Origin of the sequence: Streptomyces sp. NPDC001902 (genome assembly GCF_042891295.1) — a bacterium.
Taxonomy (GTDB): Bacteria; Actinomycetota; Actinomycetes; order Streptomycetales; family Streptomycetaceae; genus Actinacidiphila.
In genome coordinates, this window is the sequence record NZ_JBIATA010000018.1 from 104,904 (window position 1) to 120,776 (window position 15,873).

16 protein-coding genes and 2 pseudogenes are annotated in these 15,873 nt (G+C 74.1%); 7 read left to right on the forward strand and 11 right to left on the reverse strand.

Annotated features, from left to right (window positions below):
* Positions 1–43: 43 nt before the first annotated feature.
* The 4 genes and pseudogenes from ACFYYN_RS26915 to ACFYYN_RS26930 all read right to left on the reverse strand — a co-directional run.
* On the reverse strand, positions 44–2,449 hold the full coding sequence (locus ACFYYN_RS26915) for a PP2C family protein-serine/threonine phosphatase (RefSeq protein ID WP_500547820.1): 2,406 nt from the start codon (positions 2,447–2,449) through the stop codon (positions 44–46).
* Positions 2,446–2,715: a CDGSH iron-sulfur domain-containing protein gene (locus tag ACFYYN_RS26920; protein ID WP_500547821.1), complete on the reverse strand. Its 270-nt coding sequence runs from the start codon at positions 2,713–2,715 to the stop codon at positions 2,446–2,448. The genes ACFYYN_RS26915 and ACFYYN_RS26920 overlap by 4 nt, the downstream gene beginning before the upstream one ends.
* Positions 2,696–3,328 (reverse strand): annotated as a pseudogene (locus tag ACFYYN_RS26925) (HemK2/MTQ2 family protein methyltransferase). The gene ACFYYN_RS26920 and the pseudogene ACFYYN_RS26925 overlap by 20 nt, the downstream one beginning before the upstream one ends.
* A gap of 64 nt (positions 3,329–3,392) precedes the next feature.
* Positions 3,393–3,641, reverse strand: a pseudogene (locus tag ACFYYN_RS26930) (50S ribosomal protein L11 methyltransferase); the annotation flags it as partial.
* A gap of 124 nt (positions 3,642–3,765) precedes the next feature.
* Between ACFYYN_RS26930 and ACFYYN_RS26935 the strand changes: the two are divergent.
* The 5 genes from ACFYYN_RS26935 to ACFYYN_RS26955 all read left to right on the forward strand — a co-directional run bounded on the left by ACFYYN_RS26935 (position 3,766) and on the right by ACFYYN_RS26955 (position 7,814).
* Positions 3,766–4,227 carry an SRPBCC family protein gene (locus ACFYYN_RS26935; protein WP_499515568.1) on the forward strand — a complete coding sequence of 154 codons (462 nt, stop codon included), beginning with the start codon at positions 3,766–3,768 and terminating at the stop codon, positions 4,225–4,227.
* Between the two features lie 76 nt (positions 4,228–4,303).
* Positions 4,304–5,560, forward strand: a complete 1,257-nt coding sequence (locus ACFYYN_RS26940) for a carboxylate-amine ligase (RefSeq protein ID WP_500547822.1) — start codon at positions 4,304–4,306, stop codon at positions 5,558–5,560.
* Positions 5,517–6,665 carry an iron-containing redox enzyme family protein gene (locus ACFYYN_RS26945; protein WP_500547823.1) on the forward strand — a complete coding sequence of 383 codons (1,149 nt, stop codon included), beginning with the start codon at positions 5,517–5,519 and terminating at the stop codon, positions 6,663–6,665. Before ACFYYN_RS26940 ends, ACFYYN_RS26945 begins: the two co-directional genes overlap by 44 nt.
* Positions 6,666–6,832: 167 nt before the next feature.
* Positions 6,833–7,714, forward strand: coding sequence for a YhjD/YihY/BrkB family envelope integrity protein (locus tag ACFYYN_RS26950; RefSeq protein WP_500547824.1), 882 nt, complete (start codon positions 6,833–6,835; stop codon positions 7,712–7,714).
* Entirely contained in the window at positions 7,701–7,814 is a 114-nt protein-coding gene (locus ACFYYN_RS26955; protein ID WP_500547825.1) for a hypothetical protein, read from the forward strand. The genes ACFYYN_RS26950 and ACFYYN_RS26955 overlap by 14 nt, the downstream gene beginning before the upstream one ends.
* A 64-nt stretch (positions 7,815–7,878) precedes the next feature.
* Here ACFYYN_RS26955 and ACFYYN_RS26960 read toward each other — a convergent pair whose 3' ends face one another.
* The 7 genes from ACFYYN_RS26960 to ACFYYN_RS26990 form a co-directional block, all read right to left on the reverse strand.
* Positions 7,879–8,820: an anti-sigma factor RsbA family regulatory protein gene (locus ACFYYN_RS26960; protein WP_500547826.1), complete on the reverse strand. Its 942-nt coding sequence runs from the start codon at positions 8,818–8,820 to the stop codon at positions 7,879–7,881.
* Between the two features lie 70 nt (positions 8,821–8,890).
* Positions 8,891–10,000, reverse strand: a complete 1,110-nt coding sequence (gene paaE, locus ACFYYN_RS26965) for a 1,2-phenylacetyl-CoA epoxidase subunit PaaE (RefSeq protein ID WP_500547827.1) — start codon at positions 9,998–10,000, stop codon at positions 8,891–8,893.
* Positions 10,000–10,521, reverse strand: coding sequence for a 1,2-phenylacetyl-CoA epoxidase subunit PaaD (paaD, locus tag ACFYYN_RS26970; RefSeq protein ID WP_499515562.1), 522 nt, complete (start codon positions 10,519–10,521; stop codon positions 10,000–10,002). The genes paaE and paaD overlap by 1 nt, the downstream gene beginning before the upstream one ends.
* Positions 10,518–11,375, reverse strand: coding sequence for a 1,2-phenylacetyl-CoA epoxidase subunit PaaC (gene paaC, locus ACFYYN_RS26975; protein ID WP_500547828.1), 858 nt, complete (start codon positions 11,373–11,375; stop codon positions 10,518–10,520). The genes paaD and paaC overlap by 4 nt, the downstream gene beginning before the upstream one ends.
* Before the next feature lie 9 nt (positions 11,376–11,384).
* Complete coding sequence (paaB, locus tag ACFYYN_RS26980) at positions 11,385–11,693, reverse strand: 1,2-phenylacetyl-CoA epoxidase subunit PaaB (RefSeq protein ID WP_319136252.1); 309 nt, start codon at positions 11,691–11,693, stop codon at positions 11,385–11,387.
* Positions 11,690–12,673, reverse strand: a complete 984-nt coding sequence (gene paaA / locus ACFYYN_RS26985) for a 1,2-phenylacetyl-CoA epoxidase subunit PaaA (RefSeq protein WP_500547829.1) — start codon at positions 12,671–12,673, stop codon at positions 11,690–11,692. Before paaA ends, paaB begins: the two co-directional genes overlap by 4 nt.
* A gap of 109 nt (positions 12,674–12,782) precedes the next feature.
* Positions 12,783–13,988 carry a thiolase family protein gene (locus ACFYYN_RS26990; protein ID WP_500547830.1) on the reverse strand — a complete coding sequence of 402 codons (1,206 nt, stop codon included), beginning with the start codon at positions 13,986–13,988 and terminating at the stop codon, positions 12,783–12,785.
* Between the two features lie 108 nt (positions 13,989–14,096).
* On the opposite strand from ACFYYN_RS26990, the gene paaI reads away from it, so the two are divergent.
* Positions 14,097–14,510, forward strand: a complete 414-nt coding sequence (gene paaI / locus ACFYYN_RS26995; protein WP_326571081.1) for a hydroxyphenylacetyl-CoA thioesterase PaaI — start codon at positions 14,097–14,099, stop codon at positions 14,508–14,510.
* Complete coding sequence (gene paaK, locus ACFYYN_RS27000; protein WP_500547831.1) at positions 14,507–15,853, forward strand: phenylacetate--CoA ligase PaaK; 1,347 nt, start codon at positions 14,507–14,509, stop codon at positions 15,851–15,853. The genes paaI and paaK overlap by 4 nt, the downstream gene beginning before the upstream one ends.
* Positions 15,854–15,873 lie beyond the last annotated feature (20 nt).

Sequence of the window (15,873 nt, forward strand, 5' to 3'; positions counted from 1 at the left end):
GACGGCTCTCCGCCCTGCGGGCCGTCCGCGTGGCGAGTCCCGGTCAGGCGCGGACGCGGACGCAGAGCAGGCACGTGTCGTCGCGCGGGTTCGCGGGGCCCAGGGCGTGCGTGAGGACGGCGGCGACCGTGGTGCAGTCCTCCGTGGCGACGCGCTCGGCGACGCGGGCGAGGTTGGCGAGGCCGACGTCGAGGTCCTGGCCGCGGCGTTCGATGAGGCCGTCGGTGAAGAGGAAGAGCCGGTCCCCCGGGGGCAGCCGGGTCTCGCTCAGGCCGTAGACGCTGTCGCGGCCGGCCCCGAGGATGCGGCCCTCGGGCCGCTGCAGGTACTCGGCGCGAACGCCGCGCAGGTGGAGCGGGGGGAGGTGTCCGGCCTGCGCCCAGGTGAGGACGCTCTCTGCGGGCCGGTACTGGGCGAGCACCATGGTGGCGGTGGCGGAGCCGGTGTTCATGAGCACCTGGTTGAGCCGCTCCAGCAGACGGTGCGGGGGCGTGCCGCTCAAAGCCATGGCCTCGGCGCCGTAGCGGAGCCCGGCCATCGTGGCGGCGGCCTCGATGCCGTGGCCCGCGACGTCGCCGACCGCGAGCAGCACGGAGTCGTCGGGCAGGGCGACGGCGGTGAACCAGTCACCGCCGATCTGGATCGTGCTCTCGGCCGGCAGGTACGAGACGTCGCAGCTGATGCCGCCCAGTTCGAAGGGCTCCTCGGGGACGGGCAGCAGGGCGCGCTGCAGCCGCCGCGCCAGGATGTGCTCGGCGTTCAGGGTCCGCTGCTGGGAGCTGAACGCCCGGTGGGCCTCGTCCAGGGCGATCTCGCGGTGGCGCAGGGCGGTCAGGTCCTGGAAGAAGCCGTGCACCACCACGGGGGTGCCCTCGGCGTCGGTGACGGCCTCGGCGACCAGACGCAGGTGGCGGGTGCCGTGCCCGGTCCGGATGCGGAAGGGCACGTCGGCCGGCTCGCCCCGTTCGAGCAGCGCCTGCACCGCGGCGCCCACGGCGGGCACGTCCTCGGGGAAGAGGTGCTGCGGCAGCTCGTCGAGCGGCATCGGCCCGAGTGCCGGGTCCCGGTCGAAGACCGTGTACACCTGCGGTGACCAGCTCAGGGTGTCGGCGGCCAGGTCCCAGTCGGCCCAGCCGAGGTTGCCCAGGTGCTGGAGCCGGCGCAGCCGTTCGACCTCGCGGTCGGCCGTGTCGTGCCGCAACCAGGAGACGACCAGGGCGTCACCGAGGCGTGCCACGGCCACGGAGTAGGTGGAGCTCCGCGGGACGCCGGCGGCCACCTCGTGGTACTCGAAGGGCTCGCTCTCGTACGGCTCACCGGTCGCCAGGGCGTCGAGGTACCCGTGCCACAGCGGGGTGCCGGCCACGGTCGGGTAGCACTCCAGGACGCGCCTGCCGACCAGTTCGCGGCCCGTGCGGCCGGCCACGTCCACCGAGGCCGGGGCGGCCGCCTCGATGCGGAAGTCGGTCACCTCGCCCTCCACGCCGCGTACGGGGACGAGGAGGACCGCCGCCTCGTACAGGGTGTCCAGGACGGCTTGGACGGTCGCCGGCCACGTGGCGGCGGGGGCGGGTGACAGGCAGGCGGCGCAGGCCCGCGCGGCGGCCGTCAGCAGGGCGCGGTCGGCGGTGCCGAAGTCGTCGGGGCGTCGGCGGAGGAATCCGGCCACGCCCACGACGCCACCGCCACGCCACAGCGGCAGCCACGCCCGGGAGGCCCACGTGCCGGGGCGGTCGCCGAGGAGGGCGCGGTCGGCGCCGTCCTCGTCGAGGCGGCTGAGCCACACCGGCCGGCCCTGGCGGACCGCCTCCACCGGTGCCAGTTGCGGCAGCGGGGGCAGGTGTCCCCAGGCGGACGCGGTGCCCGCGTCGATGCCTGCGTGGGCGACCAGGTCCAGTCCGCCCGCCGGTGCGCTGCTGTAGAGCAGGACGGCGTCGACGTCCGCGCCCTCCCCGAGTTGCCCGACGAGCAGCCAGGTGAGTTCCTCGGCGGTGCCGGCGGCGGTGAGGACGCCGCCGATCCCCTGCGGGCGCGGCGGGGGGCGGTGGTGCCGGGAGGTGTACCGGGACGAGGTGAAGGAGCGGAGATCGCCGTCGGGCGCCGGCGGGAGGGCGTCGGCCTCGGGGGCCGGTTCCGGCTGCTGCGACGGCGGGGGTCGCGGCACGCGGGAGGTGTGGATGTCGCCGAGCAGCGCCCATGCCTCCTCCAGCACGGTGTGACCGGCCCGGCCCGCGCGCTGCTCCAGCTCCTCCTGGGCGGCACCGGGGCCCAGCCCGAGGCGTCCCATCAGCACGCCCTTGGCCCGCTCGGCCGCGGCCCGGGCGGGTGCGGCGAGCCGCTCCTCGTCGAGTTCGGCGCGCAGCCGTGCGACGGTGCGGGCCAGTTGGTCGGCCACGGACCGCTCGTCCGGCCGGCCACCGGACGCCGAAGCGACCCCGTCGTGGCTCACCCTGTGAGCATCGCACAATCACCCCAGGGAAAACTCCCGCGCCGGGTAGGCCGTGGGGGGCCGCGGCGGTGGCTGGTGTCGCACCAGGGGTGGCGCTCGCTGCGGCGGCAGGCGCACACGGCCACGACGAACCGGTCGGAGCGGACGGTGCGGTCGTCGTCGAGGACGACCTCGACAGGGCCCTCGATGAGGATCGGGCCGTCCGCGGTCAGGGTCACGCGGGTGGGTGCGGGGCCGTCGAAGGGGTCATGGCGCGCGTTCGGCACGGATCACCACCAGCTCTTCCTTCTCCTCGCCCGGCTCGATGAGCCCCTGTGCCGCCAGCCATGACGCGCGGCGCCGCAACAGCGGCCCGAAGGGGATGCGCCGGTGCTCGGTGACGGCGGGCCGCAGCCCGGCGCCGCCGAGCCGCTGCAGCGTGCGCTACGCCGCAGAGTCCTGACTGGACGAGCAGCAGGGCACCGCCGGGGAGCAGCAAGGGCGGGGCGGGGCTTCCACGACGCGGTCGAGCAGCGCCCGCCCGTCGGGTCCCGCGTTGCCGGCCGGGGACAAGCCCCGGCGGGCGTGGTGGGCGTGCGGGGACGGCACGTACGGGGGATTGGCGACGATCAGGTCGAAGCGGCACCCTGCGGCCGGTGCCGTGAGGTCGCCGCGCAGCACCCGCACGCGCAGGCCGTTCGGACGCGCGTTGAGCCGGGCGGCGCACACCGCCCGTGCGGAGGCGTCCACCGCGGTGACGCGGGCCGCGCTCCGGGATGCCGCGGCGAGGGCGAGGACGCCGGATCCGGTGCCGGGGTCCAGCACCTCGGCGCCGTCGGCCAGTCCCTCGCGGCGGAGGGCCTCGCCGAGCAGGGAAGTGTCGTCCTGGGGCCGGTACACGCCGGGGATTGGCGAAGATCAGGTCGAAGCGGCACCCTGCGGCCGGTGCCGTGAGGTCGCCGCGCAGCACCCGTACGCGCAGGCCGTTCGGACGCGCGTTGAGCCGGGCGGCGCACACCGCCCGTGCGGAGGCGTCCACCGCGGTGACGCGGGCCGCGCTCCGGGATGCCGCGGCGAGGGCGAGGACGCCGGATCCGGTGCCGGGGTCCAGCACCTCGGCGGCGTCGGCCAGTCCCTCGCGGCGGAGGGCCTCGCCGAGCAGGGAGGTGTCGTCCTGGGGCCGGTACACGCCGGGTGGACACAGAAGCCACACCTCACTCCGCTACCCGAGGGCACCGCACCGAACACCGGACCCGGCCGACCGCCGGATCGGGACGATTAGGCACATCCGCACCGGGAAGCCGACCCAGCGACGATTCCTCGGAAGGAGAGGACCCATGGGCACGATCAGCGAATCCGTCGACGTCGACGTCCCGCTGCACACCGCGTACAACCAGTGGACGCAGTTCGAGGAGTTCCCGAACTTCATGGAGGGCGTGGAACAGGTGACGCAGGTCGACGACCGGCACAACCACTGGGTGACGAACGTCGCCGGTGCCCGCCGGGAATTCGACACGGAGATCATCGACCAGCTGCCGGACGAGCGGGTCGCGTGGCGCACCGTCACCGGGGACGTCCGGCAGCGCGGCGTCGTGACGTTCCAGGAGCTGGACGCCTCGCACACACGGGTCAACCTGGCCATGGAGCTCCAGACCTCCGGCCTCGCGGAGAAGGCCGCCGACGCGCTCGGCGTCGTGGACCGGCGGGCCCGGGGCGACCTGCGGCGCTTCAAGCACTTCATCGAGGAACGGGGCAGCGAGACGGGCGCGTGGCGCGGTCGTGTCGCCCCGGGCGGATGATCCCCGTGCCCGCCCCTGGGGCCTCCGCGTGCGGCCGTTCGGGTCCGGCACGGTGCGGGCGGGGTAAGGGGGGTGCATGGGCGATGTGGACGACCGGGCGCCGGCGGGCGGCCTGACCTTCGGGGTCGAGGAGGAGTTCCTGCTGGTCGACCCGCGGACCGGACGGCTGGTCGACGGCGCGGCCGCCGTCATCGCCCGGGCCTCGTGCGTGCCGCCGCCCGCCCCGGACGTCGCGCTGCAGCACGAGCTGTCGGCCGCGCAGATCGAGTCGGCCACCGGGGTGGCCACGCACCTGTCCGAGCTGACCGGCCAGCTGGCGGCCACGCGCCGCCTGCTGGCCGGCGCCGCCGCCGCCGAGGGCACGCGGCTGGTCTCTTCGGGAACGCCCGTACTGGACGGCCCCTCCGGGATCAGTGCGGGCGAGCGCTACGCCGCGATCGCCGGCATCTACGAGAGCCAGGCGACCGGCTACCGGGCCTGCGGCTGCCACGTCCACGTGGGCGTACCGGACCGGGAGACCGCCGTCGCGGTCCTCAACCACCTGCGGCCGTGGCTGCCGACGCTGCTGGCGCTGTCCGCCAACTCGCCCTACGACCGGGGCCGCGACTCCGGCTACGCCAGCTGGCGTGTGCTGGACCAGGCGCGGTTCCCCGGTTCCGGGATCCCCCCGTGGTTCGCGTCGGCGGCGGAGCACGACGCCGAGGTCGACCGGCTGGTGGCCTGCGGGGTGCTCGTGGACCACGCCATGACGTTCTGGCTGGCCAGGCCCTCGCCGCGGCTGCCCACGGTGGAGGTCCGGGTCGCGGACGCGCTGGGCGCGACATGGGAGACGGCATTGCAGGCCGCGCTCACGCGGGCGCTCGTGCGCACGGCGCTCAACGACCTCTCCCGGGGCGTCCCGCCCCCGCGCATGACGGCTCAGCTCGCCGCGGCCGCGCTCTGGTCGGCGGCCCGCTACGGGATGTCGGGCCCGGGGATCCATCCCGTCCGGGAGACCCGCGTGCCCGCCACGGCGCTGCGCGACGAGCTGCTGCGGCGCGTCGCGCCCGCGCTGGAGGACACCGGCGACCTGGCCTTCGTCCGCGAGGCCACGGCCGCCCTCGCCCGGACGGGGAGCGGCGCCGACCGGCAGCGGCGGGCCGCGGCGGCGGGCGGCCCCCGCGCCGCGGTGGACATGCTGGTCGAGCAGACGGCGACGGACGGCCGCATGCCCCCGGCGTCAGCGGGCAGGGGCACCGGCGGACGCCCGTACGCCCAGGACGTCCCCGCACCGACCCACGGAGGACCCGATGGACACGGTCTGCGACCTCTCGACCGGTCCCCGGACCGCTGAGCCCACGCCGCCCGCACCGCGCGGCCCCCTCTCCCGGGCCGTGCTCGGCGCCCTCACCCAGGGGCCGCCGGGTACCGCCCTTCCGGTGTCCACCGGAGCGGTCGAGGCCGCCGATCCGTACGGCGAGGACGTACAGCTCGCGCTGCACGTCTGCTACGAACTTCACTACCGGGGTTTCGCCGGGGTGCACCCCGGCTGGGAGTGGGATCCGGGGCTGCTCGCGCTGCGCGGCGCCATGGAGGGCTCCTTCGGGGCGGCCCTCCGCGCCGAGCTGCCGGCCACCCCGGGCGGCGCCGCGGCCCGCACGGCCCTCGACCGGGAACTGGAGGGGCTGCTGCGCGAGCCGCGCGACGGGCGCGGTGTGTCGCACTTCCTCCGCGACGAGGGCACCTGGGAGCAGTTGCGGGAGTACTTCGTGCACCGGTCGGTCTACCAGCTGAAGGAGGCCGATCCGCACGCATGGGTCATCCCGAGGCTCACCGGCCGGGCGAAGGCCGCGCTCGTGGCCGTCGAGTACGACGAGTTCGGGAGCGGGCGCGGAGAACGCGTGCACGCGCGGCTCTACGCCGACCTGCTCCGGGACGCCGGGCTGGACGCCTCCTACGGCCACTACGTGGACGCCGTACCGGCCGTCACCCTCGCCACGGTGAACCTGATCTCCTGGCTGGGCCTGCGCCGGGAACTGCGCGGGGCGCTCGTGGGGCACTTCGCGGCCGCCGAGATCTCCACCCCGCCGTCCGCCCGCCGGACGGTGGAGGCGATCGACCGGCTCGGCGGCGGTGCCGCCTGCCGGCACTTCTACGAGGAGCACGTCGAGGCCGACGCGGTGCACGAGCAGGTGCTGCGTCGCGACGTCATCGGCGACCTGCTGGCCCACGAACCGCACCTCACCGCCGACGTCGTCCTGGGGATCCGCGCCATGGCGCTGGTGGAGCGGCGCCTGGAGGAGCACCTGCTGGGCGCGTGGCGCGCCGGGCGCACCTCGCTGCGCGCCGTACCGGGGCCCGCCGTGCCGTCCGGTTCGTCCGGGTCGTACGGGGAAGGTGCACCTCATGAGGCCCGGGCAGCGAGCCGCAGCGGCGTCCCGCCCGCCGAGCAGGCCTGAGCAAGGAGGACGAGCCATGCGCTCAGAACCCCTGGCAACCCGGGTGGAGACGGCACGCCTCGCGGCGGACCGCGCCCCCGTGCGCTGAGGCTCCCGCGATGGCAGGTGGGGCGGCCCGGTGGCTCCGGCATCCGTACCGGTCGTGGCGGGACTCACGGGCGGGCCGCATGTGGCACCAGGGGGGCGAACTGGAGCTGCTGCAGCGCTCCATGGGGTTCGCGGCACTGGGTCTGGTGACGCTCGTCCCGCTGCTGATCGTGGTCGCCGCGGCCCTGCCCTTCCACGGCAACGGCTTCGCGCAGTGGGTCGTGGACGGCATGGGCCTGTCGGCGCGGCCCGCGGAGGCCGTGCGGGAGCTGTTCGCCGCGCCACGCAAGGTGATCAGCTCCACGAGCGGTCTGAGCCTGCTGGCGCTGGCGCTCTTCGGTCTCTCCTTCGCGGCGTGCGTCGAGGTCGGCTACACCCGGATCTGGCAGGTGCCGCCCACTCCGTGGCACCACGTGTGGCGGCGGGCGGTGTGGCTGGCGGCGCTGACCGCGTACCTGTTCGCGGAGGCGCAGAGCGGGGTGGTGCTGGGCGGGGGGTGGCCGGACACGGTGTTCCGCGGCGGCACGGCCGTCGTGCTGGGCTTCGTCTTCTTCTGGTGGGGCCAGTACTTCCTGCTGGCCGGGCAGGTGCCGTTGGCGGCGCTGGCGCCAGGGGCCGTCGCGACGATGGTCGGCCTCATCGGGCTGCGGGTCTTCTCCTCCTTCGTGTTCGCCCCGCTGATCGTGACCAACGCCGTCTCGTACGGGGCCGTCGGCACGGTGCTGATCGTGCAGTGCTGGCTGATCGGGGTGGGTTTCGTGGTGTTCGGGGGCGCCTTGCTGGGCCGCCATCTGCAGAATCCGAGCAAATGGTTTCATTCAGGACCTTCCGGGCAGGCGGAGGGAAGCGCTGATCGAGCCCTGGAAGGAGAACCCCATGGGTGCCGAGAAGAAGGTCAAGCACACCGGCCAGAAGATGAAGGGCAAAGCGGAGGAGGCCACGGGCAAGGTGACCGGCAATGAGAGCCTGCGCATGAAGGGGAAGAAGGATCAAGTCGGCAGCGACGCCAAGCAGGCCGTGGAGAAGGGCAAGGACGTGGGCAAGGACGTCTTCGGCCGCTGACCCTCTGGTGACCACGGACCGCGGGACCGGCGGGCGCGCGCGCCCGCCGGTCCCGCGCCGGCGGTCAGGCTCGCAGGTAGAAGCGGATGGTGGTGCCGTCGCCTGCGGTGCGCTGGCGCACCAGGTCGGCGATGCGGTGGACCATCAACAGGCCCCTGCCGTGGGGGCGGTCCCGTGACGCGGGGTGGCGGCCGGCGAGCGGGTCGGTCAGCCGTCCGCGGTCGTGCACCTCGCACACCACGTGACCGTCCCCCGCCCAGACGCGGACGACGCCCGACCCGCCGCCGTGCAGCACGCTGTTCGTGATCAGTTCGCCGGCGGCGAGGGAGAACTCGGCGAGCCGCTCGCCGCCCAGGCCCAGTCGGTGTGCCTCGGCCGTCGCGACGTGCCGGGCGTCGGTGAGTTGCGGCTCCGCGAAGCCGAAGGCGAAGGCGCCGTGCGGGGGGTGCGGCAGCCGGTTGTGCGCGGCGATCACCCGGCGCGGTGCGTAGTGCGCGCTGCGTTCCTCGCGGCCGCCGTCGACCACCACGGGATGCGTGGCGCGGGCCTCCGCCAGCACCGCGGCGTCCAGCCGGGCGGCGTCGTAGGGGCACAGGATCGTCATGGGGCGTCCGGCGAACGCCATGTTGATCAGTGCCTCGTGCTGGGCGCACGCCGGGTACTCCAGGGCGCTCCGCCCGGGCCAGACGGGCTCCCCGATGATCCGTACCCGTCCGGTGGGCCGGGTGTCGGCGAAGGCCCGCAGCACACCGGGGATGATGCGGCCGGGATTGCGCCCGGCCCGCTCCATGTCGACCCAGTGCACCTCGGCGCCGCGCGGGCCCAACGCGGCGCGCAACTGGGCGAGACGGGGTGGGGGCACGGCCACCGCGACCGGCTCCCCGGCGGCCATCCCGTCCAGCACGAAAGGCACCGTGACGGCCGTGTACTCCCGTGCGTTCCGGTAGAACAGCGCGGGGTGCACGAACGGCCCGGCGTCGGAGACCTCGCCGACCTCGCTCAGCACGTCGTCCACCTCCCACCCCCGGGCCGACCTTACCAACCGGCTCCGGGAGGCGGGGGGTGCCGACGAGGCGTCAGCTGTCGTAGTCGACCGTCAGGTTGTCGGACTCCGCGTAGCTCTGGCAGGTCAGCACGTAGCCCGCGTCGACCTCGGACGCCTCGAGGGCGAAGTTGCGGCGCATCTCGGCCTTGCCGTCGGTGACGAGCGCGCGGCAGGTACCGCAGACGCCGCCCTTGCAGGCGAAGGGCAGATCGGGGCGGGTGCGCTGGGCGCCGTCGAGGACGCTGCGGTCACGGGGCAGCGCGGCCGTGGTCGTACGGCCGTCGAGGACGATGGTGACCTGGCTGACCGGGCCCTCGGCCACGGCGTCCTCGTGGTGCACCGGGGTCACCGGCTCGTCGTCCGCGTAGAACAGCTCCTGGTGCACCCGCTCCCGGGGCACGCCGAGGCCGGCGAGGACCTGCTGGGCGTCGACGACCATGCCGTGCGGGCCGCACAGCCACCAGTGGTCGGCGTTCGGGACGTCGACGAGGCCCTCGACGAGGGTCGCGAGCCGTCCGGCGTCGAGGCGGCCGGAGAGCACCTCGGCCTCGCGCGGCTCCCGTGAGAGCACGTGGGCGAGCTGGAACCGGGCGGGGTGCAGGTCCTTCAGCTCGGCGAGCTCGTCGGCGAACATCACGGTGTCGGTGCGCCGGTTGCCGTAGAAGAGCGTGACCCGGGACCCGAGGTCGGCGGCGAGGACGGACTCGGCGATGGAGAGCATCGGGGTGATGCCGGAGCCCGCGGCGATGAGGACATGGTGCCCGGGCGCGGTGAGGTCGGGGGTGAAGGCACCGGTGGGGCCCATGACCTCGACGGTGTCGCCCGGGCGCACCTCGTGCACCAGCCACGACGAGAACAGGCCGCCGGGCACCACGCGCACCCCGATGCGGGGGGTGGCACCGGCGGGTGAGCAGATGGAGTACGAGCGTCGCTCGTCCCGGCCCTCGACCTCGCGGCGCAGCGTGAGGGACTGACCGGGCGCGAAGGCGAACTCCCCGGCCAGCTCGTGCGGTATGTCGAAGCTGACGGCGGCGGCGTCCTCGCAGAGCGGCTCGACCGCGGCGACCCGCAGGGCGTGGAAGGCCGGGCGGCGGCGGACCCGCGGGGCCGGCGCCTGCGGGGCGGGGATGGTCGGGGCCATCAGATCTCCTTGACGTACTCGAACGGCTCCAGGCAGGCACGGCAGCGCCACAGGGCCTTGCAGGAGGTGGCGGCGAAGCGCGAGGTCTCCTCGGTGTCCGCCGAGCCGCAGCGGGGGCAGGCGACGTCGCGCCGGGTGGCGGTGAGCACCAGCGGCACCGGCCCGGTGGCGCGCCGGGGCGCGGGACCGGGAGGTGCGATGCCGTGCTCGGCGAGCTTGCGGCGGCCCTCGGGGGTGATCCAGTCGGTCGTCCACGGCGGGTCCAGGACGGTGCGGATCTCGACCCGGTCGAAGCCCGCGGCGCGCAGCCGGGCGGCCACGTCGGCGCGCATCTCCGCCATGGCCGGGCAGCCGGAGTAGGTGGGGGTGAGGGCGGCCACGACCGTGCCGTCCCCGGTGACCTCGACGTCACGCAGGACGCCGAGGTCGGCCAGGGTCAGCATGGGCAGCTCGGGGTCCGGCACCTCGGCGGCCACGCGGGCCGCCCGGTGCGCGTCGGTGAGCACGGTCACGGCGCTCACCAGACCGCTCCGGGGTGTGCGCGGGCGATGCCCTGCAACTCCGCGAGCAGCGGGGCGAGGTGTTCGGTGCGGTCACCCTCACGGCCGTGGCCGGGCAGGGGATCGGCTTGGACCGCAGGCAGCCCGGCGGCCTCGGTGACCTGACGCAGCGCGGCGGTCACCTCGTCCCGCACACCGGCCGGGTCGGCCCCGCACGTGGCGCCGGCCGTGAACAGCTCCTCCAGGTAAGGGGCGACCTGTTCCAGGCCGGCCCGCATGCGGCGGTGCGACTCCTCGGTGCCGTCGCCGAGCCGTACCACCCACTCGGCGGCGTACTGCCGGTGGTAGGTCAGCTCGTTGACGCCCTTGGCGGCGACGGCGGCGAGCACCGGGTCCTGCGCGGAGCGGGCGAGACGCTCGAAGACGGCGAGCCGCCAGCAGGACGTGACGAGCAGCCGGGCCATGGAGAACGCGAAGTCCCCGCAGGGAAGTTCGGCCAGGCGGACGTTGCGGAAGTCGGCGGCGTCCCGGAAGTAGGCGTAGGCGTCCTCGTCGCGACCGGTGCCGTCCACCTGACCGGCGCGGGAGTAGAGCAGACGGGCCTGGCCGAGCAGGTCGAGCCCGATGTTGGCGAGGGCCACCTCCTCCTCCAGCTCCGGCGCGCGGGTGCACCACTCGGCCAGGCGCTGGGCGCCCACCAGGGCGTCGTCGCCCAGCGCCAGGCAGTGGGCGGCCAGCTCCGCGGCGTCCACACCGTCGGGCACGGCGGTGTCGACGCCGTGCAGCGGGTCCTCGAAACCGGTGCCGAAGGCCCAGCGGGCGTCGCTGTCGTCGTGCCCCTCGGCCAGGGACAGGTAGACGTGCTCGTCGCTCATGCCCTGCTCCTAGATGTGGGGGACGTCTTCGGGGATGTCGTAGAAGGTGGGGTGCCGGTAGACCTTGTCGGCGCTGGGCGTGAAGAAGGGGTCCTTCTCGTCCCGCGTGGACGCGGCGATGTGCTCCGAGCGCACCACCCAGATGCTCACGCCCTCGTTCCGCCGCGTGTACAGGTCGCGGGCGTGGGTGAGGGCCATGCGGTCGTCGGCCGCGTGCAGGGAGCCGACGTGGACGTGGTTCAGGCCGCGCTTGCCGCGGACGAACACCTCGTACAGGGGCCACTCGGCCCGGGTCGTGCTGTCGCCGGTGGTGCTCATGCCACGGCTCCTTCCTCTGCCCGGGCCGCCTGCTTGGCGGCGTGGGCGGTCGCGGCCTCGCGCACCCAGGCGCCTTCCTCGTGTGCGGAGCGGCGGCGTGCCATCCGCTCGGCGTTGCACGGCCCGTCGCCGCTGATGACGCGCTGCAGCTCCGACCAGTCGGGGGTGCCGAAGTCGTGCCGGCCGCGCTCCTCGTTCCAGCGCAGCTCCGGGTCGGGCAGGGTCACGCCGAGCTTGCCGGCCTGCGGGACGGTCATGTCGACGAACCGCTGGCGCAGCTCGTCGTTGCTGTGGCGCTTGATCTTCCAGGCCATCGACGCGGCCGAGTTGGGCGAGTCGCCGTCGGGCGGGCCGAACATCATCAGCGAGGGCCACCACCAGCGGTCCACCGCGTCCTGCACCATCTCCCGCTGGGCCTGCGTGCCGCGCATCATCGTCATCAGCAGCTCGTAGCCCTGGCGCTGGTGGAAGGACTCCTCCTTGCAGATGCGCACCATGGCGCGGGCGTACGGCCCGTAGGAGGAGCGGCAGAGCGGCACCTGGTTGCAGATCGCCGCGCCGTCGACGAACCAGCCGATGACGCCGACGTCGGCGAAGCTGAGGGTCGGGTAGTTGAAGATCGAGGAGTACTTCTGGCGGCCCTCGATCAGACGCTGCGTGAGGTCCGCGCGGTCGATGCCCAGGGTCTCGGCGGCCGAGTAGAGGTACAGCCCGTGGCCGGCCTCGTCCTGGACCTTCGCGAACAGGATGGCCTTGCGGCGCAACGACGGGGCACGGGTGATCCACTCGCCCTCGGGCTGCATGCCGATGATCTCCGAGTGCGCGTGCTGCGCGATCTGCCGGATCAGCGTCCTGCGGTAGCCGTCGGGCATCCAGTCCCGCGGCTCGATGCGCTGGTCCCGCGCGATCGTGGCGTCGAAGTGCTCCTGGAGCGGCGCCTGCGCGCCCTCCGCCGGCACGGTGGCGTTCGGTGTGGTCATCGATACCAGCTTCCCCTACCGACCATTCGTTCGGTTACAGTCTGACGAACTTTGCCGCACCCGGCAAGCCCTGTGGACGACGGTCGCCCGCGGTCCCCGAAGCCTGCGCTCACACCCGCTCCACCAGCATCGCCACACCCTGGCCGACTCCCACGCAGAGGGTGGCGAGGCCGCGGCGGCCGCCCTCGCGCTCCAGGCGGCCGAGGAGGGTGAGCAGGATGCGGGCGCCCGAGCAGCCCAGCGGGTGACCGAGCGCGATCGCACCGCCGTCGGCGTTGACCCGCTCCTCGTCCAGCTTCAGACGGCGGACGACCGCGAGGGCCTGGGCGGCGAAGGCCTCGTTGAGTTCGACGGCGTCCAGGTCGCCGGTCTGCCATCCGGCGCGGGCGAGCGCCTTCTCCGTCGCCGGTACGGGACCGAGGCCCATGAGATGGGGCTCGACCCCGGCGGTGGCGGAGGTGACGATCCTGGCGCGGGGCGTGAGGCCGTAGCGCTCGACGGCCGCTCGGCCGGCGACCACGAGGGCCGCGGCGCCGTCGGAGAGCGGCGAGGAGGAGCCGGCGGTCACGATGCCGTCCGCGCGGAAGATGGTGCGCAGGGCCCCGAGCTTCTCGAGGGTGGTGGACGGCCGCGGGCCCTCGTCACGGGTGACCTCGCCGTCCTTGACCGCCACCGGCACGATCTCGCGGTCGAAGCGCCCTGCCTCCTGAGCCGCGACGGCCCGCTGGTGGCTGCGCAGCGCGAAGGCGTCGGAGTCGGCACGGGTGATCCCGTCGAGGGCGGCGACCTCCTCCGCCGTCTCCCCCATGGACAGGGTGTCCTTGGGGGTGAAGCGCGGGTTGGTGAAGCGCCACCCCAGGGAGGTGTCGTACACCTCGCCGGGCTTGGCCCACGGAGTGCCGGGCTTGGCCATCACCCAGGGGGCGCGGGTCATGGACTCCACACCGCCGGCGACGACCAGGTCGGCCTCCCCGGAGCGGATCGCCTGCGCGGCAGAGGCGACGGCGGTGAGCCCTGAGGCGCAGAGCCGGTTGACGGTGTAGCCGGGCACGGTGTGCGGCAGGCCCGCCAGCAGCACGGCCATCCGGGCGACGTCGCGGTTGTCCTCACCCGCCTGGTTGGCGGCACCGAGGATCACCTCGTCCACGGCCTCGGCCGGGATCCCGGCGCGGTTCACGGCCTCGCCGACCACCAGGGCCGCCAGGTCGTCGGGGCGCACGGACGCCAGAGCGCCGCCGTAACGGCCCTGTGGGGTACGGGCGCCGTCGATCAGGAAGACCTCGTCTGCGGGTCGCGCGGGGAGGTGCTGGGACATGCGTTCCACCTCTTGACAGGCAGTTCGGATGCTGGATTACCTTGGGTGCCGCACGCTAACCGAATGTTCGGTCGGTTCACAAGGGTGGTGACGATCGTGAGGGATGCCATGGACGCGACCCAGGGCCCGGCGGAGAGCATGTTCGCCGCCGACAAGGCGTCGCAGAGCCTGGGCATCGAGCTGCTGGAGACCGGCGAGGGGACGGCCGTGCTGCGCATGACCGTCACGCCCGCGATGGTCAACGGGCACGGGATCGCCCACGGGGGCTACCTCTTCCTGTTCGCCGACACCGCCTTCGCCTGCGCCTGCAACAGCCACGGCCCGGTGACGGTGGCCGCCGGGGCGGACATCTCCTTCGTCGCCCCCGTCCACGAGGGCGACGAACTGGTCGCCACCGCGCAGGAGCGCACCCGCTTCGGCCGCAGCGGCATCTACGACGTGAGCATCCTGCGGGGCGACCAGGTGGTGGCGGAGTTCCGCGGGCGCAGCCGCAGCATCGGACGCACGAAGGAGAACGGATGAGCAGCGAGCCGACGGACCGGGCGACCGCGGGGGCGCGCCTGGGAGAGCCGCTCCCCGACGGCCTGCTGGACGCCGCCGAGAAGCTGGGCCCCGGAGAGCTGCGGGAGCTGCAGCTCACCCGGCTCCGGGCGACGCTGCGCCACGCGTACGACAACGTCGAGGCCTACCGGAAGAAGTTCGACGAGGCCGGGCTGCGCCCCGAGGACTGCGCGAGCCTGGACGACCTGGCGCGCTTCCCGTTCACCACCAAGGCCGACCTGCGCGACAACTACCCCTTCGGCATGTTCGCCGTGCCCATGGACCAGGTGCGCCGCGTCCACGCCTCCAGTGGCACGACCGGCCTGCCGACCGTGGTGGGCTACACCGAGAACGACCTGTCCATGTGGTCCGACGTGGTGGCCCGTTCCATACGCGCCGCCGGCGGGCGCCCCGGCCACAAGGTGCACGTCTCCTACGGCTACGGCCTGTTCACCGGCGGCCTGGGCGCGCACTACGGCGCGGAGCGCGCCGGGTGCACGGTGATCCCCGCCTCCGGCGGCATGACCGCCCGTCAGGTGCAGATCATCCAGGACTTCCAGCCCGAGATCATCATGGTCACCCCGTCGTACATGCTGACCCTGCTGGACGAGTTCGAGCGCCAGGGCGTCGACCCGCGCGGCACCTCGCTGCGGATCGGCATCTTCGGCGCGGAGCCGTGGACGGAGGAGATGCGCCGGGAGATCGAGGAGCGGATGGACATCCACGCCGTCGACATCTACGGCCTGTCCGAGGTGATCGGCCCGGGCGTCGCCCAGGAGTGCGTGGAGACCAAGGACGGCCTGCACGTGTGGGAGGACCACTTCTACCCCGAGGTGGTGGACCCGATCACGGGCGAGCCGGTACCGGAGGGCGAGGAGGGCGAGCTGGTCTTCACCTCCCTCACCAAGGAGGCGCTGCCGATCATCCGTTACCGCACCCGTGACCTGACCCGGCTGCTGCCCGGCACCGCGCGCCCCGCCTTCCGCCGCATCCAGAAGATCACCGGCCGCTCCGACGACATGATCATCCTGCGTGGGGTGAACGTCTTCCCCAGCCAGATCGAGGAGATCGTGCTGCGCACGCCCGGCGTGGCCCCGCACTTCCAGATCCGGCTCACCAAGCGCGGCCGCATGGACCACATGGAGGTCGTCGTCGAGGCGCGCCCCGACGCCGGGGCCGCGCCGCGCGAGGAGGCGGCACGCTCCATCGCGGCGGGCGTCAAGGACGGCGTGGGCGTCAGCGTCGAGGTGACGGTCGTCGACCCCGACACCGTGGAGCGGTCCGTCGGCAAGATCCGCCGCGTACGGGACCTGCGGGCCGGATAGCGGCGCGCCCCCGCACCCAC